The 23996-nt window shown below is 49.6% G+C and carries 30 protein-coding genes; 2 read left to right on the top strand and 28 right to left on the bottom strand.

Annotation, left to right across the window (positions count from 1 at the left end; genetic code table 11):
• Positions 1 to 83: 83 nt before the first annotated feature.
• The 13 genes from BLQ99_RS04800 to BLQ99_RS04740 all read right to left on the bottom strand — a co-directional run bounded on the left by BLQ99_RS04800 (position 84) and on the right by BLQ99_RS04740 (position 13225).
• Positions 84 to 1928 (bottom strand): carbon starvation CstA family protein, encoded by a 1845-nt coding sequence (locus BLQ99_RS04800; protein WP_093688666.1) that lies wholly within the window; start codon positions 1926 to 1928, stop codon positions 84 to 86.
• A gap of 186 nt (positions 1929 to 2114) precedes the next feature.
• Positions 2115 to 2897: a LytR/AlgR family response regulator transcription factor gene (locus tag BLQ99_RS04795; protein ID WP_143005865.1), complete on the bottom strand. Its 783-nt coding sequence runs from the start codon at positions 2895 to 2897 to the stop codon at positions 2115 to 2117.
• Positions 2894 to 4588, bottom strand: a complete 1695-nt coding sequence (locus tag BLQ99_RS04790) for a sensor histidine kinase (protein WP_093688662.1) — start codon at positions 4586 to 4588, stop codon at positions 2894 to 2896. Before BLQ99_RS04790 ends, BLQ99_RS04795 begins: the two co-directional genes overlap by 4 nt.
• A gap of 5 nt (positions 4589 to 4593) precedes the next feature.
• Complete coding sequence (locus tag BLQ99_RS04785) at positions 4594 to 5184, bottom strand: lysophospholipid acyltransferase family protein (protein WP_093688660.1); 591 nt, start codon at positions 5182 to 5184, stop codon at positions 4594 to 4596.
• Positions 5177 to 5854 carry a (d)CMP kinase gene (gene cmk, locus BLQ99_RS04780; protein WP_093688658.1) on the bottom strand — a complete coding sequence of 226 codons (678 nt, stop codon included), beginning with the start codon at positions 5852 to 5854 and terminating at the stop codon, positions 5177 to 5179. Before cmk ends, BLQ99_RS04785 begins: the two co-directional genes overlap by 8 nt.
• 41 nt (positions 5855 to 5895) lie before the next feature.
• Positions 5896 to 6906 carry a 3-deoxy-7-phosphoheptulonate synthase gene (aroF, locus tag BLQ99_RS04775; protein ID WP_093688656.1) on the bottom strand — a complete coding sequence of 337 codons (1011 nt, stop codon included), beginning with the start codon at positions 6904 to 6906 and terminating at the stop codon, positions 5896 to 5898.
• A gap of 84 nt (positions 6907 to 6990) precedes the next feature.
• Positions 6991 to 7512: a cupin domain-containing protein gene (locus BLQ99_RS04770; RefSeq protein WP_143005864.1), complete on the bottom strand. Its 522-nt coding sequence runs from the start codon at positions 7510 to 7512 to the stop codon at positions 6991 to 6993.
• A gap of 237 nt (positions 7513 to 7749) precedes the next feature.
• On the bottom strand, positions 7750 to 8475 hold the full coding sequence (locus BLQ99_RS04765) for a pseudouridine synthase (RefSeq protein WP_093688652.1): 726 nt from the start codon (positions 8473 to 8475) through the stop codon (positions 7750 to 7752).
• A 22-nt stretch (positions 8476 to 8497) separates the two neighbouring features.
• Positions 8498 to 9478, bottom strand: a complete 981-nt coding sequence (locus BLQ99_RS04760) for a hypothetical protein (protein ID WP_093688650.1) — start codon at positions 9476 to 9478, stop codon at positions 8498 to 8500.
• 12 nt (positions 9479 to 9490) lie between these two features.
• Positions 9491 to 10771 carry an FAD-dependent oxidoreductase gene (locus BLQ99_RS04755; protein ID WP_093688648.1) on the bottom strand — a complete coding sequence of 427 codons (1281 nt, stop codon included), beginning with the start codon at positions 10769 to 10771 and terminating at the stop codon, positions 9491 to 9493.
• Between the two features lie 110 nt (positions 10772 to 10881).
• A complete protein-coding gene (locus tag BLQ99_RS04750; protein ID WP_093688646.1) occupies positions 10882 to 11421 on the bottom strand; it encodes a spore maturation protein in 540 nt (179 codons plus the stop codon).
• Positions 11422 to 12015, bottom strand: a complete 594-nt coding sequence (locus tag BLQ99_RS04745; protein ID WP_093688644.1) for a nucleoside recognition domain-containing protein — start codon at positions 12013 to 12015, stop codon at positions 11422 to 11424. It lies immediately after the preceding gene.
• 73 nt (positions 12016 to 12088) lie between these two features.
• The gene (locus BLQ99_RS04740; RefSeq protein WP_093688642.1) at positions 12089 to 13225 is read right to left on the bottom strand and encodes a D-alanyl-D-alanine carboxypeptidase family protein; all 1137 of its coding nucleotides are present in this window, start codon (positions 13223 to 13225) and stop codon (positions 12089 to 12091) included.
• Positions 13226 to 13365: 140 nt separating this feature from the next.
• Between BLQ99_RS04740 and BLQ99_RS04735 the strand changes: the two genes are divergently transcribed.
• On the top strand, positions 13366 to 13566 hold the full coding sequence (locus BLQ99_RS04735) for a ferritin family protein (protein WP_093688640.1): 201 nt from the start codon (positions 13366 to 13368) through the stop codon (positions 13564 to 13566).
• Between the two features lie 63 nt (positions 13567 to 13629).
• Here BLQ99_RS04735 and ytfJ read toward each other — a convergent pair whose 3' ends face one another.
• The 6 genes from ytfJ to BLQ99_RS04705 form a co-directional block, all read right to left on the bottom strand.
• On the bottom strand, positions 13630 to 14073 hold the full coding sequence (gene ytfJ, locus BLQ99_RS04730; RefSeq protein ID WP_093688638.1) for a GerW family sporulation protein: 444 nt from the start codon (positions 14071 to 14073) through the stop codon (positions 13630 to 13632).
• Entirely contained in the window at positions 14066 to 14740 is a 675-nt protein-coding gene (locus tag BLQ99_RS04725) for a DUF2953 domain-containing protein (RefSeq protein ID WP_093688636.1), read from the bottom strand. The genes ytfJ and BLQ99_RS04725 overlap by 8 nt, the downstream gene beginning before the upstream one ends.
• Positions 14741 to 14814: 74 nt before the next feature.
• The gene (gene scpB, locus BLQ99_RS04720) at positions 14815 to 15354 is read right to left on the bottom strand and encodes an SMC-Scp complex subunit ScpB (protein WP_093688634.1); all 540 of its coding nucleotides are present in this window, start codon (positions 15352 to 15354) and stop codon (positions 14815 to 14817) included.
• Positions 15355 to 15361: 7 nt separating this feature from the next.
• Positions 15362 to 16018, bottom strand: a complete 657-nt coding sequence (locus BLQ99_RS04715; RefSeq protein ID WP_425440869.1) for a segregation and condensation protein A — start codon at positions 16016 to 16018, stop codon at positions 15362 to 15364.
• 50 nt (positions 16019 to 16068) lie between these two features.
• Positions 16069 to 17058 carry a tryptophan--tRNA ligase gene (trpS, locus tag BLQ99_RS04710; protein ID WP_093688630.1) on the bottom strand — a complete coding sequence of 330 codons (990 nt, stop codon included), beginning with the start codon at positions 17056 to 17058 and terminating at the stop codon, positions 16069 to 16071.
• Between the two features lie 18 nt (positions 17059 to 17076).
• Positions 17077 to 17697 carry a site-2 protease family protein gene (locus tag BLQ99_RS04705; RefSeq protein WP_093688628.1) on the bottom strand — a complete coding sequence of 207 codons (621 nt, stop codon included), beginning with the start codon at positions 17695 to 17697 and terminating at the stop codon, positions 17077 to 17079.
• Positions 17698 to 17872: 175 nt separating this feature from the next.
• Here BLQ99_RS04705 and BLQ99_RS04700 point away from each other — a divergent pair, with 175 nt between their 5' ends.
• A complete protein-coding gene (locus BLQ99_RS04700; protein ID WP_093688734.1) occupies positions 17873 to 18601 on the top strand; it encodes a hypothetical protein in 729 nt (242 codons plus the stop codon).
• Between the two features lie 49 nt (positions 18602 to 18650).
• On the opposite strand, the gene BLQ99_RS04695 is transcribed toward BLQ99_RS04700, so the two are convergent.
• The 9 genes from BLQ99_RS04695 to sigF form a co-directional block, all read right to left on the bottom strand.
• The gene (locus BLQ99_RS04695; RefSeq protein WP_093688626.1) at positions 18651 to 20156 is read right to left on the bottom strand and encodes a spore germination protein; all 1506 of its coding nucleotides are present in this window, start codon (positions 20154 to 20156) and stop codon (positions 18651 to 18653) included.
• On the bottom strand, positions 20140 to 20730 hold the full coding sequence (gene spoVAEA, locus BLQ99_RS04690) for a stage V sporulation protein SpoVABEA (protein ID WP_093688624.1): 591 nt from the start codon (positions 20728 to 20730) through the stop codon (positions 20140 to 20142). The genes BLQ99_RS04695 and spoVAEA overlap by 17 nt, the downstream gene beginning before the upstream one ends.
• Positions 20727 to 21362, bottom strand: coding sequence for a hypothetical protein (locus BLQ99_RS04685; RefSeq protein ID WP_093688622.1), 636 nt, complete (start codon positions 21360 to 21362; stop codon positions 20727 to 20729). The genes spoVAEA and BLQ99_RS04685 overlap by 4 nt, the downstream gene beginning before the upstream one ends.
• Positions 21363 to 21378: 16 nt before the next feature.
• Complete coding sequence (locus BLQ99_RS04680; protein ID WP_093688620.1) at positions 21379 to 21768, bottom strand: hypothetical protein; 390 nt, start codon at positions 21766 to 21768, stop codon at positions 21379 to 21381.
• A 6-nt stretch (positions 21769 to 21774) separates the two neighbouring features.
• Positions 21775 to 22128 carry a stage V sporulation protein AE gene (gene spoVAE, locus BLQ99_RS04675; RefSeq protein WP_342721891.1) on the bottom strand — a complete coding sequence of 118 codons (354 nt, stop codon included), beginning with the start codon at positions 22126 to 22128 and terminating at the stop codon, positions 21775 to 21777.
• A 36-nt stretch (positions 22129 to 22164) separates the two neighbouring features.
• Positions 22165 to 22626: a stage V sporulation protein AC gene (gene spoVAC, locus BLQ99_RS04670; protein WP_093688618.1), complete on the bottom strand. Its 462-nt coding sequence runs from the start codon at positions 22624 to 22626 to the stop codon at positions 22165 to 22167.
• Between the two features lie 95 nt (positions 22627 to 22721).
• On the bottom strand, positions 22722 to 22925 hold the full coding sequence (locus BLQ99_RS04665) for a dodecin family protein (RefSeq protein ID WP_007290400.1): 204 nt from the start codon (positions 22923 to 22925) through the stop codon (positions 22722 to 22724).
• Positions 22926 to 23003: 78 nt separating this feature from the next.
• Positions 23004 to 23189, bottom strand: coding sequence for a hypothetical protein (locus BLQ99_RS04660; RefSeq protein WP_093688616.1), 186 nt, complete (start codon positions 23187 to 23189; stop codon positions 23004 to 23006).
• Between the two features lie 62 nt (positions 23190 to 23251).
• A complete protein-coding gene (sigF, locus tag BLQ99_RS04655) occupies positions 23252 to 23983 on the bottom strand; it encodes an RNA polymerase sporulation sigma factor SigF (RefSeq protein WP_093688614.1) in 732 nt (243 codons plus the stop codon).
• Positions 23984 to 23996: the final 13 nt, after the last annotated feature.

The raw sequence follows: 23996 nt of genomic DNA, 5'->3' as shown, positions 1-23996 counted from the left end.
AATTCCTTTATTTGCCGGATTTTAAAAACGGTGCGACATAAGAATGAGGAAGAGGGCAAGCCCCCTTCCTCATTAGCTTTGGGTTAGCTCGGAATATTGGGTTTGGTCGGGCCGTCGATACGGCAGACAGGCTGTACCTCAACGTTCATGCCTTCCGGTTTTTCCGTCTTAAGCAGTCTACTCCAAGTACGGAAAGAGTCGAGCAGTGTAATGACAACCAGGGCGATAAGGACAATGCTTACTGTACCGTTGATATTGCCGAGCGTATCGCCGCGTTTATAGAACATACCGACATTCATAACGCCGGCGGAAATTACGGTAACGGACAGGAAAGCCAGCGGCGCTGTCGTTACCCAATGATAGGATTTCTTAGGCGCAACTTTCAGGATTACGGTAGTGCCAAGAGCAAGAGCGACAACCGCCAGAAGCTGGTTGGCTACACCAAAGAGCGGCCAGATGCTGGCTACGTCCCCGCTATACACTAAATAGCCCCACGCATAGGTTACAACAGCGCTGGTAAACAGGATGCCGGGCCACCAGTTGGTCTGCTTCAGCGGCGCATACAGATAGGTGCCGATTATATCCTGGAGAATATACCTGGCGACGCGGGTACCGGCGTCAATAGTGGTTAAGATGAAGAGAGCTTCAAACATAATAGCAAACTGATACCAGTAGCTCATCAAATGCTTCATGCCGCCGATACTGGAGAAGATGTGCGCCATGCCCACTGCGAGCGACACGGCGCCGCCGGGCCGGTGTGCTACATCCATGTTGACAAGCTGCGACAATTGTTTGAGCTCAACTATCGGCATATTTAGTTTGGCAAATACGGCGGCCGGCGTATTGATGGCGAAATAGTCGCCAGGCATAAGTACGACGGCGGAAATAAGCGCCATAATAGCCACAAAGCCCTCGGTAAGCATGCCGCCATAGGCAATCAAGCGGGCTTGAGTTTCCAGTTCCAGCATTTTCGGGGTGGTACCGGAACTGATCAGCGAATGGAAACCGGAAATGGCGCCGCAAGCGATGGTAATGAAAACATACGGCCAAACGGGGCCAGGAATAATCGGTCCGCCGCCATCGACGAAGCGGGTAGTCATCGGCATATTGACAGTGGGCTGTACAATCAGGATGCCCAAGGCCAAGGCCAAAACCGTACCGATTTTCATATAAGAGCTGAGGTAGTCGCGCGGCGCCAAGAGCAGCCAGACCGGCAGCACGGCGGCAATGAACCCGTACAGCGGCAGAGCGATGGATAGCTGCTGCTTGGTGAGAGTGAAGGCTTCCGCCCAGGCAGAACCGGGAATATAGTGGCCGGTAAACACTGCCAACAATACTAAGATGAAGCCAGCAAGCGAACCGGAACGAATTGAGCCAGGGCAGATTTTGAACATGTACAGCCCGATGACAATTGCAATCGGGATCGTCATGAACAATGTATATACGCCCCACGGATTTTTAAAGAGAGCGTTGACGACAACGATCGCCAAACCTGCCAGAGCTACGATGATAATAAACAAAATGGATAAAGAAGTGGTTATACCGGTGATGGGACCGACTTCACGACGGGCGATAACCGCCAGCGATTGTCCGCCATGACGAACGGAAGCAAAAAGAATGATAAAGTCATGAACGGCGCCGGCAAAAACAGAACCAAGCAAAATCCACATAAAACCGGGTCCCCACCCGTATTGGGCAGCCAAAACAGGGCCGACAAGCGGACCGGCGCCGGCTATGGCGGCAAAGTGATGCCCAAACAAAACCCATTTGTTGGTGGGGACAAATTCCCTGCCGTCGTTGCAGCGATATGCCGGCGTTACATAGTTGTCATTAAGGGCCAACACTTTGGCGGCAATAAATGCCGAATAATAGCGATAGGCCAGGAAATACACGCATACGGCAACAACTAGCAAATTAATTGAATTCATACTTCTCCTCCCTTTTACCTGATAACTATATAGGTAGTCCGTATTTCTGCGTGACTATCACCACCTTTCATGACAATTCCAAATATTTTATCTTAGTATAACTTACCGGTAAACCATTGAGCAATAGTTATTTTGCAGAATGTCAAAAAAGCGGGGTGAACGGCCCCTTTTCTCCGGTGAATCGCGTTATATGCCGAAAAGTTTCCGCAGTTTAGGCGCCTGTTGACGGCTAACTGGAATTTCCGTATGGGCTAGTCCATCCAAAACAAGGTTATAAGTGCCGTTAAACCAAGGAATAATCTCACGGATTTTCTCGGTATTCACCAGATAAGCGCGATGGCTGCGGAAAAACTGCTGTTCCTCCAGCTTGGCCTGCAGTTCCTGCAACGTGAGGTTGCAGGGGTAAGCCTTCTCGTGCGTATGAACGATCACCTGGCCGTCAGCACAGCAGGCCATGATAATTTCATCCACGTTCAGGATAATCACCTTGCCGTTGTACTCTACAGCCAATCGCTGCCTGGCGCAGGGCGCATACTCCTCCTCCCTTCGGGACTGGGCAGCAGTTTGTACAGCCATTGTCATTCTCGATACAAGCAAACCACGAACGCGGTTGATACACCGGCCCAGCCGCTCTTGTGAAAATGGCTTAAGCAAATAGTCAGCCGCATTAATATCAAAGGCTTTTACGGCAAATTCCTCGTGCGCGGTAGCAAAAACCAAGAACGGCGAAAACCCAGCTTCCGCAATTCTATTTGCCAATTCTATGCCGTTCATCCCAGGCATTTCGATATCGAGAAAAACAAGGTGCGGTTGGGTACGGGTTATTGCCCGCAAAGCCTGTTTGCTACTCTCAGCTTCAGCGACGATAACTATATCGGAAAAACGTTCCAGCAGGTAGCGAAGTTCGTTGCGGGCCGGTTCCTCATCGTCGACAATCATAGCCCGTATTGGCCTATTCCCCTCCTTCACACCGCCACCTCCCTGCTGATGGGAATATGCAATTTAACAGTAGTACCTTTACCTTCACAACTGTTTATTTCTAAGGCGTATTGAGGGCCATAAATAGTTTTGAGGCGTTCATTGACATTACTTAACCCAATGCCAGTACCTTTGCCGAAACCACACTCCAGGATATGCTCCTGGAGTGAGGACGGAATACCCTGGCCATCATCACTGATGGCAATATGTACATTATCCCCCTGGCAATGAGCGGAAATTGTTATCGTCCCACCCTGTTCTTTGGCCAACAAACCATGTTTTACGCCATTTTCCACTAAAGGTTGCAAAGTAAAAGCCGGCAAGAGGGTATTGAGTGTTGCCGCATCGATATCTTTGACAATCGTCAGCCGCCGCCCAAATCTTGCTTTTTCCAAGGTAAGGTAAGAGTCTACATACTCCAGTTCTTCACGCAACGTAACAAAATCCCGCGCCGATTTTAAACTACGCCGGAAAAAATCGCTCAGCTCAATAAGAAGATTGCGCGCCTGCTCCGGGTTAGTGCGGCAAAGTGAAATAATTGTGTTTAAAGCATTGAAAAGAAAATGAGGATTTATTTGCGCACGTAGCGCCTTGAGTTCGGCTTTGGCCGCCAATTCCGCCTTTTTTTGCAGATTGGCCAATTCTAGCTGGGTGCTGAAAATCTGGCCCAAACCCTGGGCAAATTCCAGATCCAACGCCGTCATCGCCTCTTCAAGCGCATAGTAAATTTTTAATGTGCCAACAATCTCGTCCCGGCAATACAGCGGAACGACAACAGCCGATTTTAGCGGGCAGTTAGGGTGAATACAGCCGATTTCGCTCGCCCGCTGGGCCACTGTCACTTGTCCGCTTTCTAAGCAAGACTTTGTAGCGGCGGTCAACAATGGTCGGCCATTAGTATGGTGGTCACTGCCAAGGCCAACATGAGCAAGCACCTTTTCCCGATTAGTGATAGCTACGGCAGCGGCCGACGTCATATTAAGAATGGTTGTGGCTACTTTTTGCGCCGAAAGGTCGCTCAGACCCTGGCGAAAATACGGCAATGCAGCGTTAGCGATTCGCAGTGCTTTGTTAGTTTGTAGAGCGCCAATTTTGGTCTGGTGTTGACGGGCATTATGTATGATAATCATAAAAACGGCAATGCCTAGGGCATTGGCCAGACACATCGGCACAGCAACTTGCATGACAAGGGACCGCGCGGCCGCCGTCGGCTTGGAAAACAACAGAATAAGGCCCATGCTGAAAAGAATAACGGCAATGCCGATGAGCACCCCTGTGATCCATTCGGTGGTTTTGGGGCGCGTTCTGCTGTGGACATAACCGGCAAAGATACCCCCAATTATAGTGGCTAACCCACAGGGAACGGCAGTAAATCCCCCCAGCGAAATTCGGTGCAAGCCGCTGATTAGCCCCGTAGCCGTACCGACCAGCGGCCCGCCCAGCAGTCCGGCTACAATGCTGCCGGTATCGCGTACATTGGCAATAGCCCCTTCAATGGGAATCCCAAAGTATGTCCCGGCGATCGATACGGTAGAAAAAAACAAAATGAGAATACATTTTTCCCGCGGGGTAGTGTTTTCGGTAAACATCAGCCGAAAGGCGTTGGTCTGGGAGAAAATATAGGCAACGACGGCAATGATGGCAATGCGCTGTGACAAAACCATTGATAAGCTATCGGTCATGGTAGTCACTCCTCTGCCAGCAATTCGCGAATTTCCCCCATGATTGTTGTAGTAAGGCGATCGACAGCCTCTTTGTCGGCTCGGCCTTTTATCACCTGCAGCGGCTTGCCGAAACGCACTTCAAATCGGGGCAACCATTGTCCTTGCCGCAACACTTTATTCGTGCCCAAAACAGCGCAAGGCACAATCGGAGCGCCGGTTTTGAGGGCAAGCAGCGCAACTCCCGGCTCGGCGGCGCCCAGTTTACCTGTCCGGCTCCTGGTTCCTTCCGGAAAAACGCCCAGAACACCGCCTGCTTCCAATACGGCTACTGCCGTGCGTATAGCGTTGCGGTCAGCCGCGCCGCGGCGTACCGGAAAAGCGCCAAGCTTGGTAATGATCCAGTTAAACACCGGGATCGCAAACAGCTCTTCCTTGGCCATAAATGAGATCCGGCGATCCATGGCGCAGCCAATCACGGGTGGATCCCACAGGCTAACATGGTTAGCGGCAATAATAACACCACCTTCCCGGGGAATATTCGCTGTTCCCGTCACCTTCCACCGAAAAACAAGGCGAAAAAACAACCTGAGCAGCCAGCGCAAAAAGCTATACAAATTTTCTCCGCTCCTCGCACAATTTCAAAATTTCCTGAACGGCCTCCTCAATGGTAAGCCCGGTGGTATCAATTAGTACCGCGTCCGGCGCTTTGACCAGCGGCGCCGTTTCTCGCTCGCAGTCCATTCGATCGCGGCAGGCGATTTCCTCTTTTAGCTGTTCAAGGTTAATAGCAATACCTTTGCTGGTAAGCTCCTGCCACCGCCTTTTGGCCCGTTCCTCAATCGACGCCGTGAGGAAAACCTTGATGTCGGCATCAGGTAAAACCTGTGTGCCAATATCCCGGCCATCCATAACCACTCCCCCCTGCGCCGCCATTTGCCGCTGCAAGTTAAGCATAGCCTGGCGCACGGCGGGAATTAGGGCCACATGCGACACCATTCGCGAAACCTCCGGCATCTGGATAGCCTCGGAGACATCTTCCCCGTTAAGATACACCCGCGTTTTTCCTTTCTCATACGCAAGCGTGATCTCACTTTCCTGGGCCAGACGGCTGACGGCCTCAACGTCGCAAACAGAAATATTCTTTCGCAAAGCAAATAATGTCACCGCCCGGTACATAGCTCCGGTATCAATATAAGTATATTCAAGACGCTCGGCCACAATCTGCGCGACGGTACTCTTGCCCGCTCCAGCCGGGCCATCAATGGCAATAACTAGTTTTCGCATATGTTCCTCCAGTGTTTGATCGGCCTCTTGTTATGCTGCCGCTAAATATTTCGTCCGACTGCTTGGGCAATGTCGGCCAATTCCTGCATAAGCTGGTTAAAATTTGCCGGCGTGAGCGACTGGGGACCATCAGATAAAGCATCTTCCGGCCAGGGGTGCACTTCTATCAGCAGCCCATCCGCCCCCGCCGCAACGGCAGCTTTCGCCATCGGCCCAACAAGACGCCACTTTCCTGTTCCATGGCTCGGATCAACAATAATAGGGAAATGGCTTAAATGTTTAATCAGCGGTACAACGCTTAAATCCAAGGTATTACGGGTGTAAGTCTCAAAACTGCGAATGCCCCGTTCGCAAAGAACCACCGCTTCATTGCCCCCGACCATGATATATTCGGCAGCCATAAGCCATTCCTCTACCGTAGCTGAAACGCCCCGTTTTAACAATACCGGCTTCTTTATCTGGGCCACTTCTTTAAGCAGAGCAAAGTTTTGCATATTGCGGGCGCCAATTTGCAACATGTCGGCATAGTCAGCGACCAGTTCTACCGCCCTGGTATCCGTCACTTCCGTAATTACCGGTAAGCCGGTCTCACGCCCCACGGCCTGAAGAATTTCCAACCCTTCCTTTTCAAGTCCTTGAAAACTGTAGGGTGAAGTGCGTGGTTTGTAAGCTCCGCCGCGTAACATCCGGGCCCCCGCTTGTTTTACAGCGATAGCAGTTTGGTGAAGCTGCTCATAGCTCTCAACTGCACAAGGACCGGCAATAACGGGAATTTCTTTCGCGCCAAAAATCACATTCTTAACCGCCACTTGCGTGTCTTCACGGCGAAATTCGCGGCTGGCCAATTTGAAAGGTTTGGAAACAGCGACTACTTTTTCGACCCCTGGCATACGCTCGAATAATTCGGCATGTTCAACGGCAGTATGGTCGGTAACGGCAATGATGGTTTTTCCGCCGCTTTTTAGCTGATATGTTTCTATGCCCTTTTGCGCAAGCTTAGCCATAATCCGCTCAATCTGCCTATCAGTAGGTCTGTTCATTATAATAATCATGATTTCATTGTCCTCCGCGACTTTATAGATATATTCCTGTCAGAACGCTAAATTCCTCCATCCCCAAAACCTAATACGCGCAGATTAAGGTTTAAATTTTACTTTACCGACCGGCAAGTATGTGCGAGCACCTTCTAATACGATGCCATCTATAGGCGAAACAAGGTCACTGCTCGGAACGTTGACAACAAACCGTGCCTGTTCATTTACTTCGCTAACATCAATCTCCACATAATCGCCTTCATAAACCGTGACTTTAACATCACCGCGCCGAAAATCCCCTACCCGCTCCCCGTTCACGATAACAAAAGCGCCATCACCTTTGACTGGTTTCAGCATGCGAATTACTAAGACTTTACTCTCCCGTAAAGAGCGAATACGATTAGTAGCCACCGTTTTTTCGGCCACCGTCAACGGACCGGCGGCGTAAAGGGGTATTTGACCGGAAATAGTTTCACCCTCGTAGCGATCAACCCGCGACAATAATAAACGGGGGCCTTCTTTTAACATCAGCGCCTGCGAGAGGATGAGCAAGAACAGACAACCCACGGCCAAACGGACAAGGTGAGACTCCCATCGCCAAAGCCTCTGACCGTTGTTTCTCACTAACAGCACTCCTTGTTTCTATATTTTGCCTATATTATAAACAAGTCCCCCATCCTTATTCTCCAGGCTTTCCCCCCGATGCGACTTGTCAATTGACTCAGACCAATTTACGAATTACGTTTAGCCCAATCTGGGCGCAAAGCTGCGGCAGGTTAGGGAGAATACCCTAACATTAGAACACAAAGGGTTCGACGCAAAAAACCCCCTTATTCTGCAGAAATAAGGGGAGAATTTTATCTATCCTTGCGCCAATTTTTTTAGCGCTGCGACTTCGTCAGGAGTCAAATACCGATACTCTCCTCTTTTTAGCCCCGTCAAAGTGAGGAAAGCGTACTTAGTCCGCTTAAGGTTCTTAACTGGATGCCCAATGGCTTCAAACATCCGCCTTACCTGGCGATTTCGCCCTTCATGAATGATAATTTCAACCGTTGCCTCTTGTTTCAACGGGTCGAAATTTAACAGCCGGATAGCAGCTGGGGCTGTCATGCCGTCGGAAAGCTTAATACCCACCCGTAGCCGGTCAAGCTGCTCCTCTGTCGGCAAGCCGGCAATCTTGGCAACATATGTCTTTTTAATTTCATGGCTGGGATGAGTAAGGGCGTGAGTAAGAAGCCCGTCGTTCGTCAATAGTAATAATCCCTCGGTATTATAGTCCAGCCGACCTACCGGATATACCCGTTCAGGAACGTCACGGAGAAGATCAATAACAGTTTTGCGGCCGCGGGGGTCCTTAAGGCTGGTAATTACGCCTTTAGGTTTATTGAGAAGGATGTAGACGAGCTTTTCGGCGGTAATCGGCTTACCGTCAACGGTAACACGGTCGCGGGGCCACTCTACCTTTGCGCCCAGTTCGGTGACTATCTTACCGTTTACGGCTACGCGGCCGTCAAGAATGAGTTTTTCTGCTGCGCGCCGGGAGGCAATACCGGCCTGACTAAGGATTTTTTGCAATCGTTCGGACATAGTTACTCCTTTTAGTTGCGTTTTAATTTTCGTGAATAAGATCGATAAAATCAGTCTGCACTTTACATGTCTTAATGATCCGACCACTGCGGGTTTTCTTGGCGCAACTGCCGCAAATCCCTTCACCGCAGCACATTGTAGCGTTATTCGTTGCTGCCATGGGAATGTTAACTCCCGTAGTCTGCATGGCGGCTATAACGCCGTAGTGTTGGTCATCGGGGCCGGTGCTGACAATTAAATCGGGCCGTTTATCCGGATTGGCCAACATACCGCGCACAAGCGGCAGACCAACTTGCCTGAGCGAAGGCACAACCTGCACGTCTACGCCCATCGCCACTAATTCCTCGTCAATAAAGACCTTTCCCGTCTTCCCGGGAGCGATAACGGCGGTAACAACGTTGCCGCCCTGAACAAGTTTACGGGCCACCGGCACGGCTGGCGGTTGGCCCATACCGCCGGCTATTAATAATATTTTACCATTTTGTAAATTGTCAATCCATGGTTGACCGAAAAGGCCGTTAAAATAAGGTCCTCTCACGAAAATCCGCCCGGTTTTACTACTGATTAGCCGCGCCGACTTTGGTCCGACGGTTTCAACCACGACCTGCACCTGCCGGTCGGAAATCTTCATGACGCCGACGGGAAAGTGAAAAAACGGCGGATCTTCCGGCAGCCGCAGAAAGACAAAGGAACCAGGACGGTCCAATTGCCGCGCAAGTTCGTCCGTTATGCCGAATTCAATAAGGTATGTATTTTCGGCCACCAGTTCTTTCCGTGAGAGGTTAGTTTCCACCTCGATGCGTACAGGCGTTTCCTCGCCTCGCCAGCGCGGTTTTGGCGATTGCCAACGTTTTTCGTACAGAATACAAACTCCTGTCCAATCACAGTCGCACACCTCCCTGCCTTGGAGATGACTGCAAAAAACGCAATGGTTTGTCTCGGCCAGCAGGCACGGACAATAGTCCGAATTGATATCTATACACCGAACGGCCAACTTATTCATACCTTCGCCCTCCTATACCAGACAACGATTATAAACATCCAACAGACCGGCTTTAGCTACTCGTGCGGAAATTTCCGCCCGATTTACGGAGTACAAGGCAAGCTGTTTCATTCGTTCGAAATAAACCGAACCGGAAAAAGTGTAACGCATTTTCATGCCGTCCGGCTGGTGCATACGCTCATGCACAAAAGCGATGAAATCACCGGTAGCCAATTCGCGCGGCAGTTCCAGGTATTGCATATCGAGACAGCAACGGACCGCATTATGGCCGGCGAGTAGCCCTGTAACAATTGCTTCCGTATGACCGACCAGGATGCCTGACTTTTCCCCGCCGCAAAAAAGGTTGTCAACGCCATCTACCTTGAGCGAATTATCACAAGGGGCGATTCCTAAATACCGCACCGAGTTGCCGACGCCGCCGGCGTACGGGTCCTCGTAACGAGCCGCTTCTAAGCCAGGGATGGCCCTAAGGTCTTCAAGCGGGAAAAACGACGTCATTAGCTTGGCGTGGCCGGTGTCGAGCAAAACCAGGTTTGCCGCATAATCGGCAATCGCGTACTGACTGCAGGCTTTCTTACCCAAGCTGCCGTTCTTGACTAACCTTGGCGGTACGGGCAGCACGGCTACCCCTTCGCGGTTAAGCCGGTCACGTAATTCTTGGCTCAGCGAATCCTTGTTAATCTTACACGACCCGCTTAGAGCGCCGAACGAGCCGTCTGCCTTTTGCCCCATGAGTTCCTTCACATCGGCCTTGGCCGTTACACTTACGCGCGGGCCGAACGAAGGACAACGCAGAATACACATGGCGCATCCATTGCCATATTTCAAACAGTTGCCCATCGGCCCAGCCGAACCGGTGGCATCCACGAAAACATCACCTTTAATAATTTCACCGTTATCGAGCGTTACGGCCTGAAGTTTCTTACCGCATTTAACCACATCGGTTACGCGGCTTTTGGTCCGCACCTCAATACCGTAGTTTTGCAAAACTTTTTTAACCAAAGGTTCCATGGTGGTAACATCGTACAACGAGGCATGATTATGGCCGGGAAAAGCCACCCCTTTGTGCCTGGTATTGGCATCCATCGCTATAAAGAGGTCGCCGCCCCCCATGGCAATCGCCTCTTCGGCAGCGGTATAGCGTCCGTTATTGCGAAAAATGCCGCCTACCAGTCCGGTGCCTAATAAGAGGTCGGTTCGTTCCAACAGCATGACCTGTGCGCCCGCCTTTGCGGCTGCCAGAGCAGCGGCGCTCCCCGCCCATCCACCACCGACCACAATTACTTTAACCATGGACTTCCCTCCTTCTTGCTTATCACAGTACAGTGTATTCTCCTACCTCCTAAGTGCCACTCCTATAAAAAAAACGGACTGGCAACAAAATGTCACACCAGTCCGATAAATTACTGACCAAAAAGTTGTTTACAGATATATACTGATCCAAAAAATCCCACTAAATCACCAAGTAAGCCGACAAAAACCGAATAGCGCGGATTGCGAATACCTACAGCGCCAAAATATACGGTTAAGATATAAAAAGTTGTATCCGTACTTGCCAAAGCGGTAGATGCAATACGCCCTACCAGTGAGTCGGGCCCGAACGTATTCAGGATTTCCGTAGTTAACCCCAGAGCGCCGCTTCCCGAAAGCGGGCGCATGACCGCCAGTGGAACAAGATCGGGCGGTACGCCGAGCAAAATTAATAGTGGCTGTAAAAACGAAATAAATATATCCATTGCTCCGGAGGTTCGAAAAATGTTAATAGCCACCATCATGGCTACTAAAAAAGGCATAATACGCACTGCCGTATGAAAACCGTCGGCGGCTCCTTCGACAAAGGCTTCGTAAACGCTTACTCGCCGAAGATAACCAACCAAGGGAACAGCTAGTAGCAACAGCGGAATTATCCATAAGGATAACTGTTCGCTTACCTCAACAAACATCTACTTGCCTCCTCTGCCTATAAACAACCAGCGGCACACCCGGTCGGCAACGACGGCCACACAGGTAGCCAACAAACTTACCATTAAAGTAGCACCGACAATTTCCGCCGGATTTGGCGAGCCAGCCGCTGAACGGAGAGCGATAATTGTTGCCGGTACTAATGTAAAGCCTGTAGTGCACAGGGCAAGGAGTGTGCACATTGCCGGAGAAGCGGTTTCATTGTTCGGATTAAGTTTTTGCAGCTCTTGCATAGCCTTAATGCCAAAAGGAGTAACAGCGTTACCCAGCCCCAGCATATTGGCGCTGACCGTCATGACGATAGCGCCCATTGCCGGGTGGTTACGGGGCACACTCGGAAACAATACGCGGATTACCGGGCTGAGCAGTTGCGCAAAAAAACGCACAATTCCTGCCTGTTCGGCAATTTTTAAAACCCCTAGCCATAGGCACATCACGCCAATCAATTTGAAAGCCAACTCAACAGCGTCCTCGGCGGCACTGATTGCGCTTTTCGTTACCATTTCGATGCGCCCGTTTACCGCTGCGCAGATAATTCCTGCTACGATTAAAAACATCCAAATGAAGTTAATCACTAGTAACCACCCCCTTAGAAACTATGAGGAAGCACTATCGGCTAGAACAAAAAAAGCCTGGACGCACAAAGCGTCAGGCTAAATTGCGAATGACAAACGTGAAGAAACTCCAGAGCGAACCCCAGAGAGAGCTAAAAAAGGATTTTCTTTCGACCGAATCAGCTGCGACCAGGTCAACAGCCGCAATCTCTTTATCCTGGTAAAAAGTCTTTACCACGCCCACCTTCTGACCATCAACAACAGGCGCTTCCAGTTTAGCGGGCGCTTCGACCACCGTCCGGAACTGGTCTTTGTCGTCTCCTGAAACAGGCACTACGCTACTGGCTTTTGTCACTAACCGCACCGTCTCCTGCTTCCCGTTATTCACCCTGACCGTCTTGATAATATCTCCCTGATTAAATAGCACCATTGGCTTTATTTGTTTAAAGCCGTAATCTAGCAGAGCCATAGATTCTTCCCACATGCGTTCACTGTCTAGAACAACGGCGATAAGCTGGATGTTGTTGCGCTTGGCGCCAGACACAAGGCACGGACCTGCCGCCTCGGTATATCCTGTCTTTACACCGTTCGCGCCGTCATACAGCCATAGCATTTTATTTTCATTATATAAGTCACGGTCATGATCCTTGCCCGGCCAAGGAATGACTTTGTGCTTCGTACTAACAATCTCGGCAAAAATAGGGTTTTTAAAACCATAGGCGGCGATCTTGGCCAAATCGTGAGCCGTGGTATAGTGATTCGGGTCAGGCAATCCACTCGAGTTAGTAAAATTGGTGTTTGTGGCACCGATAGCGTGCGCCTTTTCGGTCATAAGTCTGGCAAACCTTTCAACAGAGCCGGAAATATGCTCAGCTACCGCCACGGTGGCGTCGTTGCCGGATACGAGCATAACGCCGTAAAGCATATCCAAAAGTTTTAGCTGTTCACCCGGCGCTAGCCACAGGGACGAGCCTTCGGTACTAGCCGCATTGGCGCTGGTTGTAACAATATCGTTCAAATTACCGTGCTCTAGCGCTACAATCAGTGTCATCATTTTGGTAGTACTGGCAGGATATCGCTTTGTTTCTGCGTCTTTCGCATACAGCACCTTTCCGGTAGAGGCTTCAATAACAATAGCCGATTTAGCCGTCAGGTCAAGCGGCGCACTCCACCCCGTATTCGGTAATACCAGTAGCGCAATCAGCCACGGAATCAAACCTCTTCGCAGCATAGATGAACCTCGCTTATATTATAGTTTACAAAACACATTCATTATTATATATTTGTTTTTCCCGTCCGTCAAAGCAGCCATACATGTTCGGCCGACAACCGGACATACTAATGATAAAATATTAAGGGAGGTGATTGGTAGTGACAGTAGAAACAATTGACGTAAAAACCGCACTCAAAACCACGCTCGCCCAGAAGCAGGAATTGGTACGCGACTATCAAACCTTTGCCGAGCAAATAAATGATCCGGAAGTATCCAAGATGTTCAGACACTTCGCAGAAGCCGAAGGGTTGCACGCTCACCAAATCAAGGACAAACTTGACTCAATAGCCGGAAAATAGTTTATATATAAGCATATGTAAAAAACCGCACATTAATGTGTGCGGTTTTTGTACTATGTAGGGTCAATGAGCGTCTGCCTGGGTTTCGGCCGTCTCCGCCAATTCATCCATATTATCTTTGCTGTTGCCGTCCTTTTTAATCATACTTTGCAATTTGTTAAGCACTTGCGGTACCAGGTCAAGCAAGCGGTCATAAATGACGTTACCATCAATCGGAATAAACCGCACGCCATTTTGCGGCGAACAAACCAAAAAGCCTACCGGCCTGACACTTACCCCGGCGCCGCTGCCGCCACCGAAGCCGCTGAGCATGTCGTCACCTTCTTCTTCCGGGAAATTGCCGCCTCCGCCGCCGGCGGCAAACCCGAAGGACACGCGAGAAATGGGTATGATTACCGTGCCATCCGGTGTTTCGACCGCGTCGCCAACAATGGTATTAACGTCAACCATTTCTTTGATGCTTTCCATGGCAGTCTTCATTAAACCCTGAATAGGATGTTCAGCCACTGCCTACCGCCCCCTTGCGTTTGGATTTGAAAAGACTGTATGTGGCAGTAATAACATTGCCAACTCGCAACCTGAATATACACTGAAATTCCACCTCGAAACGCTGCCGGCCAAAGACAGGCACAACGGCAAATTCAGGGCGCTTAGAAAACTTTACCCGCTGCCGCACGGCGTGATAGGCTAAGCCTTTAACAGCCCATAGTGCACCGACGGTGACACCGGTAACAGCAGCATCTTCCGAACCAAAAGTAGTCTTCCAATAAAGCCGCTCACAGTATAAGGATGCCAGTACTTTCCTGGCGAAGGTTTTATACAGCCGCATAAATAAGCGAAACTGGCGGAGCATTCGCCGGAATTTGCGCGGATAGTGCAAATAGATGTACCATAGATTCTGAATAAAGCGTCGCTCACGCTCAGCGTGTGTATGAACATCGCCGTTAGCTGTCTCAATTTCCGATACCGGCCAAACTATACCAGTACGGTCGATAGTTTTTATAACGGGGATAGTGATGGTATAGTTAATGAGCTTACGCAGAAGAAAGACATCGACAATAATATGGTCGTCGCTATCCTGACGCCGGTAAGTCAGGGATATATATATGTTTACGCGGGAAAGCATATAGGCCAGCACTATGCCGGCCCAAAGAACCAAAAGCTCTTTGTGCATGCTCCCCCCCCCTTTTTTCTGACAGTATAGTATAGGGCAGAAGTTACTTGGTATATACGGAAAAAGCAGCCCATTCAGGGCTGCTTTTCCAAAGCCGGCTCAGGCAGATTGGCGGCCAGTGTCAACAATTCTTCAATACTTTTAAGACCGAAACATTTCAAAAATTCGTCGGTAGTACCATACAGGATCGGGCGGCCAATAGTTTCTTTCCGCCCTATCTCTCGTACTAGCCGTCTTTCAACTAAATTATTGAGTACCTTGTCGATTTTAACCCCTCTGATTGCTTCTACCTCTTGCTTGGTGATGGGCTGTTTAAAGGCAATGATTGCCAATGTTTCCATAGCCGCCACGGACAACCGTCCCTCCTGGACATGGGCCAAGCGGGAAACAAATTCGGCCATTTCCGGTTTAGTGCATAACTGATAACCGCCAGCTACCTGAACAACCGTCAAGCCACGCTCAGCGCTGGCCATATCCTGTGCCAGCTCTTCCAATAACAAAGCGACATGTTCTTCCGGTATCTCCAGGATTTGCGCGAGCCTGGCAATCGGCAGGGGGTCGCCGCTGGCAAACAACAGCGCCTCTACATGCCCTTTGAGATGTTGGTAAAAAATTTTTTCGTCACTCCCTCAAGGCAATAAAAATGGGACCAAAACACCTATCCTGGTATACGGTGACCCGTTTTAGCCTAAGCAGCTCCAATACTGCCAGTAGGGCGGCCACAACTTCGCTGCGGGAACCTGTCCGCGTTATGGTTTGCCAAAATTCGATCCGCCCCGTTTTATGCAATAGATGAATAATATCATACATCTTATCCTGCACGCTAATTTCATCGCGGGCAACGAGTGCATAATTATCAACGGCGCTCTCCAATACGGCGGCAAAGGCCATAATAAGATCATCGAGTTTGAGCCCCTGCGGGAGCGGCGGCGCCACGTAAAACTCCTGCGGCGGACGGGTAAAATACTGTAGCCGTTTTTCCGCCAAACTCTGCAGTAATGTGGCAAGCTGCTTAAACTTGCGGTACTCGACCAATTTTTCTACCAGTTCCTGCCGGGGATCTTCCTCCTCGGCCGTTTCCACTGCTGCAGGAGGCCGGGGTAGCAGCATCCGAGATTTAATCTGCAATAGTGTAGCCGCCATTACTAAAAACTCGCTGGCAATATCAAGATTAAACTCTTCCCATGCTTTTAGATAAGCAATATACTGTTCAGTGACTTGAGCGATAGGAATATCATAGATATCTATCTGGTCTTTTTCAATCAGGTGCAGCAGCAAAGCTAGCGGTCCTTCAAAAACCTCAAGTTTAATCTTGTATTCTGACATACCTAGCTGAGATGCATTACCCGCCGCACTTCCGCCATCGTAGCAGCCGCTACCTGCCGGGCCCGCTCGGCGCCATAGGCTAAAATTTCGCGAACCCGGCCAGGATTGGCCTCTAGTTCCGCCCGCCGAACGTGAATATCGGCAAGCGCGGCTACCATGCGCTCAGCAAGCCGTTTCTTGCAGTCTACGCACCCGATAGCGGCGTTTCGGCATGACATAACTATTTCATCCAGTTCATCACGACTGAAAATTTTATGGAAAGTATGAACGGTGCATACGTCCGGATTGCCAGGGTCGGTTTTCTTTACCCGCTGTGGATCGGTCACCATGAGACGAACCCGCGCACGAAGATCTTCCGGACTGGCGGCGAAGGGGATTTCATTGCCATATGATTTACTCATTTTGCGACCGTCGATGCCGGGCAGCAGCGGCGCTTGACTGAGTTTAGCCTGAGGCTCGGGGAACACTTCCCCGTACAAATAATTGAAGCGGCGGACAATCTCTCGGCAAAGTTCCAAATGCGGTAGCTGGTCTTCGCCGACAGGCACGGTATCAGCCTTATACAAAATAATATCAGCCGTCATAAGTTCAGGATAGCCCAAAAACCCGTAAGTATTAATCTCCTTCCCCTGGGCGCCTAATTGCTGAAGCTTGTCCTTGTAGGTAGGAACGCGTTCCAACCAGGACAGGGGTGTAATCATCGAAAGCAAAAGATGCAGCTCGGCATGTTCCTTAACGTGCGACTGCACAAAAATCACGTTTTTTTCCGGGTCAAGACCGCCGCTTAGCCAATCCAGCGCCATATCATGAATATGCTCCGGCAGCCTGCTGGTATCTTCGTAAGATGAAGTTAAGGCATGCCAGTCTACGATACAAAAAAAGCATTCATAATCATGTTGGAGCCGCACCCAGTTTTCCAAAGCGCCAAGATAGTTGCCCAAATGAAACTTTCCTGATGGCTGCATCCCACTGAAAATACGTCCTTTTTTCATGAAATTGCCCTCCTCTGTCTACAAAAGCCACATCACGATAGTGTTTATGAAACGGGACAACGCGATTTCCAGAGGATGCGTGATTGTCCCGATAAAACCAATATATACCAGCGCCATTAAGATAAAAGGACCATAAGCTTCCAGGCGTTCAAAGGCATAGGCCTGCCGTCCGGGCAGCAAACTGGCCAGTACTTTTGACCCGTCAAGCGGTGGTAAAGGTATTAGATTGAATATAGCAAAAATGATATTATAAATATAGGTAAGGCGCAGGATTTGTACCCAATCGCCACCCAGCAAACCTAATTTGGCCAAAAGACCTGTCGTCAGCGCCGTGACGAAAGCGAAAAGAATATTGGCAAACGGTCCGGCCAACGAAACGATCAACATTCCCATTCGTCCGTCACGAAAATTATAGGGATTGACCGGCACGGGCTTGGCCCAGCCGAATTTAAACAGCCATAGCATTAAAAGCCCAATGGGGTCAAGATGAGCGACAGGATTCAGGGTTAACCTGCCCATGAACCGAGGCGTCGGGTCGCCTAAAGCGACGGCTGCGCGGGCATGCGCGTATTCATGTACGGTGATAGTCGCGAGCAGTGCAGGTATACGAAAAATCATATCTGCGTCAAAACCTAACACGGTCAGCATCCTCCCATTCGGGATTTTCGGAAAAGATAATGCTCCTCTCCAATTATACTGGAAAATGTTTTAAAGCGCAAAGGATAGAACCGCAGCCGGCCGACGAAACGGCGGGAATAAATCCGCTATGGGGGGCAAAAGATATTAAATAAAGGAGGGGGAGACTTTGGCGCAAATGATTAAATCTGCCGCGTGCGCGGTGCTTGCGGTAGCCATATTTTGCAGCGGCTGCGGACTATCGGCGCCGGCGCCTAAGCCGGAAGTCGGGCCGACAGGAAAACCGGTGGAGTCCAAGCCCAATCCACCGTTGGTCGAGCGTTTTTGGTCGGCCCCGGCCGAGCTCTATGATTTGGAAGCTACGGCAGGCGTGGTGTTTGAGGGGATCAATAAGGCAGACTGGGAGCAGGCCGAAGCTGGTCTAAACAATCTTCAGGCTCTTTGGCAGCAGACCAAAACGGTCGTAGGTGAAAAAAAGGGAGTTAAAGAAGGCGACGAAGCCATGGATAAACTTACGCGAGCGGTGGCTGGCAGGCAAATTACCGCATCCTACGAAAGCCTCACCAAATTTATGGGCAGCGTGAGCGACATCGGTAAATCTTATAAACTATCCCCTGTCGCGGACGTTATCAATATCGGCAATTCAGCCCGCAACGTCAGTTTTTATGTTGAAGACAAAAACTGGAGCAAAGCAGCCGCCAAAGCAAAAGAATTGGAAGGCGTCTGGCAGCAAGGCAAACCTGCCCTTGAGCAAATCGGCATTCTCGGGGAAGTGACACGGACAAGCTCGATTATTAAGCAAGTCAAAGACGCCGTAAATGCGGAAAACAAGGGCGCCGTGGAAGAGCAACTGGCAAACCTGAACGAAAGTATGGGACGAATCCGCGACTTTTACCGTGGCCGCTAGTTATCCTGCCAAAATCCCCACCGGCAATATAAACCGGTGGGGATTTTGTTTACTTTTCCTTTTTCTTTCTTTGCGGACCTTTATTTGTACTGCCCTCTAGCCGGTCTTTATCCTGTGGTTTAAGTACCGCCGGACGAAGAACCTTGTTAGGAATGGGGAGCCGGAAGATAACATCTTTCAGGGCAGCGACATTTAAAGGAATAGCCGGCCAGAGATAAGGTATACCGAATGACTTTGTAAAAACAAGGATAAACAACAGGCCTAGCAGGCCTAAAAGCAGACCGGGAAGTTTAAAAAACAGCACTAAAGCCGTTAGTGCTAACCGAAAGGTGCGGATAGCCAGCGCCAGTTCCACGCTGGGCGTGGCAAATGTCCCCACCGTCGCCACCGCAATATAAAATATTGTTTCATTCCCAAATAACCCTACCTTGGTAGCAAATTCCCCTAACATGAAGGCGCCAATAAAACCTAAGGCCGTCGACTGCGCCGCCGGCACATGCACCGTTGCCATGCGAACCATTTCAATACCAAGTTCGGCAAGAATAAATTGCAGCCCTAACGGAATAATCCCTGGATCGCGCGGCCCTAAAAATGTAAGCGTCTCGGGCAGTAAATGGCGTTGCAGCACCAATGCCAACCATAAAGGCGGTAAAATCAGCGAAAACAAGATTGCGCCCATCCGCACGAAGCGGAGAAAAGAACCGACGATAATGTTCTGACGGAATTCTTCTACATGCTGCACATGATGCCAAAAGGTAGTCGGCAGGATCATTACGTTAGGCGATGTATCAACAATGACGCAGACATGGCCTTCCAAAAGGTGCACGGCGGCCACGTCCGGGCGCTCGGTATAGCGAACCTTAGGCAGGATGTTCCATTTACTGCCCGCGGCGATATATTCCTCGATTGCCTTTTCCGCCATTGGCACGCCATCAATATTGATTTCATTAAGACGTTGCTTTACCGTTTCAACTAATTCCGAGTTAGTTATATCCTTTATGTAAGCTATGGCGACGTCAGTCTGGGAGCGAGTACCTACCTTGACGATTTCAAACCGCAAGTTTGGGTCACGGAGCCGGCGGCGTATAAGCGCCGTATTAAAAACCAACGTTTCGACAAAAGAATCGCGGGAACCCCGTGTAACCTTTTCAATGTTGGATTCAGACGGCATTCTTGCCGGGTAAGACCGGGCGTCGACCACCATGACCTGGTCCTCGCCGTCCAGGAAAAAGAGCATTTCTCCCGAGAGCACACTGGTAATGGCGTCGTTCATATTGTCAACCAATTTGACCTGAGAATGGGTCAAGCGGGAATAAAAAAGCTTTTGCAGGACGTTCATCGATAATTCCTCTTGACCCTGAGCCATCATATGTTCCAGTACATCAGCCATTACCACGTCATTCACCATAGCGTTGATGGAAAAAGACGCTCCCCGTCTTCGGCCAAATTTGTACTCCCGGAAAATCACGTCGAAACATTCGCCGACACCAAGCAGCTCTTTTAGATAATTTATATTGCTGTCAATGTCTTTTGCGATTTTAGGTTTTTCTGCCATAGGAAACGCCACTCCGTTTCAAAATCTCTTCAATGGCCTTGCGTGTAATAGGGGCACCGCGACTGACACTGTCGGCTTTATCCATCTTACCAATATCGCCAATACCGATGATTACCGGAACCTCCACTTCATTAAGCACGTCAACGGTGTCACCGTTAATTACCGGTTTATCTCCTTCCGTAACTTCACCATATTTATTAACCGAAGCTTCCACAACCTCACCATTACCGCTAATACAGGCATCAGCTTCCACACCATTAATTCCTGTCGTATTGGAAGCAACGGCCACCGCTCCCAGCACCTCGATGTCCGGATGATTGGCCACATATTCCATGGCCTGTTCGCCCTGGCCTTTGTCACGCCGCCCCCGGTCATCAAACATAACTAGTACCGGATCATACGGCACCTGTTTGATGAGACGAACAATTTCCTCTCCGGAAATTGGCGTGGGATTACCGGCAGATGCGGAGATGCAGCGTAAGCCCAGCTCACCGGCAATGCTCTCTACAACGTGCTGGGCACAGCGGTCACCGTCGGTAACCAATATGACTCTTATTTTTCCCAACCTATTCACCTCGACTGTTGCCCTTTATTTTCTTCACCCAACAAGTTACTAATTTTATTAGCGATTTTCTCGCTTTCGTTAATTACTTGTTTTAATTTTTTCAGACTGGCTTCGAGTTCGTTTGAAAGCTCGTACTGCGCCTGGGCAAGCACCTGGGCCGCCGTTTGCACGGCCACCGACGAAACTTTGTTTTCGCCGCTCTGTGTCTTTCGCAGGCCACCTTGTTGTTCCTGTTGTCCTTGCTGGCGCCCTTGCAAACCGGTGGGGTTAGGTTTATTTTGCAATATTTGGCTAAATAAATTTTCTAGCTGCTGGGTGACAATGGCCTCTTGCTGCGGATTGGCTGCTTCCTTTTGCCCGCCTGAGGGCAATGCGGCGCCACCAGACTGTTGGCCGCCTTGCCCTCCCTGTGTTTGCTGTAGGTTATCCAGTTGACTGCTGATTTTTTGCAGTAAAACTAAAATTGCCTGACTTGTCATTGCATCTTGTTGCATTGCTATCCCTGCTCCTTGCGCAGCCCCGTTCGGGGCGGCCCTTTCAGCGTTTATGCTGTATTGGTTTGTAATAATGCGTGAGTCCTGACCGTACTCATTGTCCTGTTTCTGATTTGGTCGTGCCATCCGTCTAAGTTTCGGTCGCATGTTCCTCCCCCCGCAGCTATACAAATTGCCATATATTAACTAGGCAGGATATTATTGCTAACCGTAAATTTATTACGGCGAATGGATGGGTCAAAACAGCAAACGGACTAACCAGCGCGGCAGTGCGTTCAAATTCCACGCCGCCAACGGTAGCACTAACGATATAATTGGCCAATGGCCCGCCAAAAATTACCAGCGCCAGTTTTAGGTCGCTGCCTAGATTACTGACGGTAGTAGTGCTAAAAGCGCCGGCCGCAACCAGCAACTCAATTTGCCCATGAAAAAAAAGCGTCATTACAACACGACCAAAGTCGTGAATCAGGGCAGCCACTGCCACATAATGAGGGTAACGGAGTCCAACCAAACAGACGGTAACTGTAAGTCCGATGAAGTCAATCGCTAGCATAGTCACTTATCCTTTAGGGTTAAATAGCAGCGCCGCAAACAGCCCGAACGTTGTCGCAGCCATGATACCGGAAGCGGTGGCACGTAATGAGCCGCTAAAAATGCCCCAAAATCCATACTTATTTATATCTTCAATCGTTCCGGAAACAAGAGCGTGGCCAAATCCGGGGAGCGGTACCGTCGCCCCGGCGCCAGCTAAATCAACCAAAGGTTGGTATAAACCCATTCCGCTCAAAACTCCGCCGATGACAACGAATAAAACAAGGACATGGGCGGGGGTGAGGGGCGTTAAATCCATTAACAGTTGCCCAACCACGCAAATCAAGCCGCCAATAAGAAAGGCCATAAAATATGCTTGCAATAAAAATTGCCTCCCTTTTCGATCTCCCGTAATCTCCTACTTTGCCAACCAGTATATAAAGCCGATGATAAAGGATGTAAGCATGCCGTACACTAGCACTGGCCCTGCGATGATAAACATTTTGGCGCCTACACCAAATACAAAACCTTCCCGTTTAAACTCCATGGCTGGCGCCACTACTGAGTTAGCAAACCCCGTAATCGGAACAATTGAGCCGGCGCCCGCCCGCCGCCCCAGTTCGTCGTATACGCCTAGCGCCGTAAAAAAAGCGCTTAAAAATACCAAGACGACGGCAGTAGGTCCTGCGGCTTCTTTTTTCGTAAAACCAACGCTGACAAAATAGTTTTGAATGAACTGCCCGAGGGTGCAGATCAGTCCACCGACAATAAAGGCCCATACGATGTTTTTTAATATAGGGGGTTTAGGTTTAACCTGATTATATTTTTCCTGGTATTGCTGTTGAGCCTGTTTGTCGCCTTGCGCGCCGCTTTCAGGCATAATTTCACCTCCGTTGTTATTTTGACCACAGTAACTTTGAATAATGCATAAACAAGCAAGAGTGCCAAGTAGGCACTCTTGCGGCAAAATTTTTATCAATGGTGAACATGGAAGGCGATTTTGACGTCGGCTTTGTACTCCGAAATACGGCCATTGTCAATATTCGCCGTAAAGTTTGTGACTTCCACTCCAAGGATATCATCGATGGTTTTGCTGGCTTCCATAACAGCGTTATCAACTGCGTCCGTCCAGTTATGACGAGAGGTGCCTACGAGTTCAATGACTTTTACAACGCCCATTTCTACTGCCTCCTTATTATTTGTAATTGTTTCAATTATAGTCTGCGCCTTGCTATAAGCCTTTATGCCTGGCACAACCTAGCAATCGGGCCGACCGGGAAAACACGGCACCTGCGGTTGTTCAAGATGAAAAAGCATTACCTGTTTAGCGCGCAGCGGCGTCTTTTTCGGTAGGTCATGCCAGAAAAAAAACCATGCGGCGGCGCTACCGGCAAGAATTAAAAAAATGGCAAAAGTCAGCATAAACAGTTTTTTGCCGTTCATAATCTCACCTCTACATTTATTATGTCCCTGTCGGCAACAAAAAAAATACAGGCTCCGTGAAATCACGAAGTCTGCATTAAGTCCCGGATCAATCTTAGAGCTTGTTTTTCAATACGCGAAACCTGAACTTGTGATAGACCAATCATGTTGGCAATTTCCGCCTGCGTCTTATCCTCAAAAAAACGCAGATGAATAACATAGCGTTCTTTGGGCGGCAGGCGGGATAGGACTTCGCGCAGGGCCAATTTTTCAAAATAAGTGTTGTCCTGCCCATCGCATTGCGCAATCTGATCTAGCCTGCTTATCGGGTCGCCATCATCATGATATGCCTGCTCAAACAGCGAAGCGGGCGGCTGGCTTGCTTCCAATGCCGACACGATTTCCTGTGGGGCGAGAGCTAACTCTTTGGCAACTTCGTGAATGGTAGGTTCACGACCTAACATGCCTTGCAGTCGTTCCTGCGTGCGGTATACGCGGTAGGCCAGTTCCTTAACCGGCCGGCTAACTTTGATGGGGTTATCGTCGCGGATAAAACGGCGGATTTCACCAATAATCATGGGTACGGCGTAGGTAGAAAACTTTACACTAAAATTTAAATCAAAGCGCTCGATAGCCTTCATTAAGCCAATACAGCCGATCTGAAACAAATCATCCCATTCATAGCCGCGGTTAAGGAAACGGTGAACGATACTGCGCACCAGGTTGACATTATGCTCCAGAATATATTCCTTGGCCTGCTTATCGCCAGCTTGCGCCCGTTTGATCCATTCTTTCAATTCCGCATCTTCCAGCATAGTGCCGCCTCAC

Source organism: Sporolituus thermophilus DSM 23256, assembly GCF_900102435.1.
GTDB classification, from domain to species: domain Bacteria; phylum Bacillota; class Negativicutes; order Sporomusales; family Thermosinaceae; genus Thermosinus; species Thermosinus thermophilus.
Note: the sequence above shows the minus strand (reverse complement) of the source record. Positions and strands in the feature narration are given on the sequence as shown.

Coding starts and splice junctions, on each gene's coding strand:
- BLQ99_RS04800 (WP_093688666.1), bottom strand. CDS start 1,928: ATGAATTCAATTAATTTGCTAGTTGTTGCCGTATGCGTGTATTTCCTG.
- BLQ99_RS04790 (WP_093688662.1), bottom strand. CDS start 4,588: ATGACCGATAGCTTATCAATGGTTTTGTCACAGCGCATTGCCATCATT.
- cmk (WP_093688658.1), bottom strand. CDS start 5,854: ATGCGAAAACTAGTTATTGCCATTGATGGCCCGGCTGGAGCGGGCAAG.
- aroF (WP_093688656.1), bottom strand. CDS start 6,906: ATGATTATTATAATGAACAGACCTACTGATAGGCAGATTGAGCGGATT.
- BLQ99_RS04765 (WP_093688652.1), bottom strand. CDS start 8,475: ATGTCCGAACGATTGCAAAAAATCCTTAGTCAGGCCGGTATTGCCTCC.
- BLQ99_RS04760 (WP_093688650.1), bottom strand. CDS start 9,478: ATGAATAAGTTGGCCGTTCGGTGTATAGATATCAATTCGGACTATTGT.
- BLQ99_RS04755 (WP_093688648.1), bottom strand. CDS start 10,771: ATGGTTAAAGTAATTGTGGTCGGTGGTGGATGGGCGGGGAGCGCCGCT.
- BLQ99_RS04750 (WP_093688646.1), bottom strand. CDS start 11,421: ATGTTTGTTGAGGTAAGCGAACAGTTATCCTTATGGATAATTCCGCTG.
- BLQ99_RS04740 (WP_093688642.1), bottom strand. CDS start 13,225: ATGCTGCGAAGAGGTTTGATTCCGTGGCTGATTGCGCTACTGGTATTA.
- BLQ99_RS04725 (WP_093688636.1), bottom strand. CDS start 14,740: ATGCACAAAGAGCTTTTGGTTCTTTGGGCCGGCATAGTGCTGGCCTAT.
- trpS (WP_093688630.1), bottom strand. CDS start 17,058: ATGAAAAAAGGACGTATTTTCAGTGGGATGCAGCCATCAGGAAAGTTT.
- BLQ99_RS04700 (WP_093688734.1), top strand. CDS start 17,873: ATGATTAAATCTGCCGCGTGCGCGGTGCTTGCGGTAGCCATATTTTGC.
- BLQ99_RS04695 (WP_093688626.1), bottom strand. CDS start 20,156: ATGGCAGAAAAACCTAAAATCGCAAAAGACATTGACAGCAATATAAAT.
- BLQ99_RS04685 (WP_093688622.1), bottom strand. CDS start 21,362: ATGCGACCGAAACTTAGACGGATGGCACGACCAAATCAGAAACAGGAC.
- BLQ99_RS04680 (WP_093688620.1), bottom strand. CDS start 21,768: ATGCTAGCGATTGACTTCATCGGACTTACAGTTACCGTCTGTTTGGTT.
- spoVAC (WP_093688618.1), bottom strand. CDS start 22,626: ATGCCTGAAAGCGGCGCGCAAGGCGACAAACAGGCTCAACAGCAATAC.
- BLQ99_RS04665 (WP_007290400.1), bottom strand. CDS start 22,925: ATGGGCGTTGTAAAAGTCATTGAACTCGTAGGCACCTCTCGTCATAAC.
- BLQ99_RS04660 (WP_093688616.1), bottom strand. CDS start 23,189: ATGAACGGCAAAAAACTGTTTATGCTGACTTTTGCCATTTTTTTAATT.
- sigF (WP_093688614.1), bottom strand. CDS start 23,983: ATGCTGGAAGATGCGGAATTGAAAGAATGGATCAAACGGGCGCAAGCT.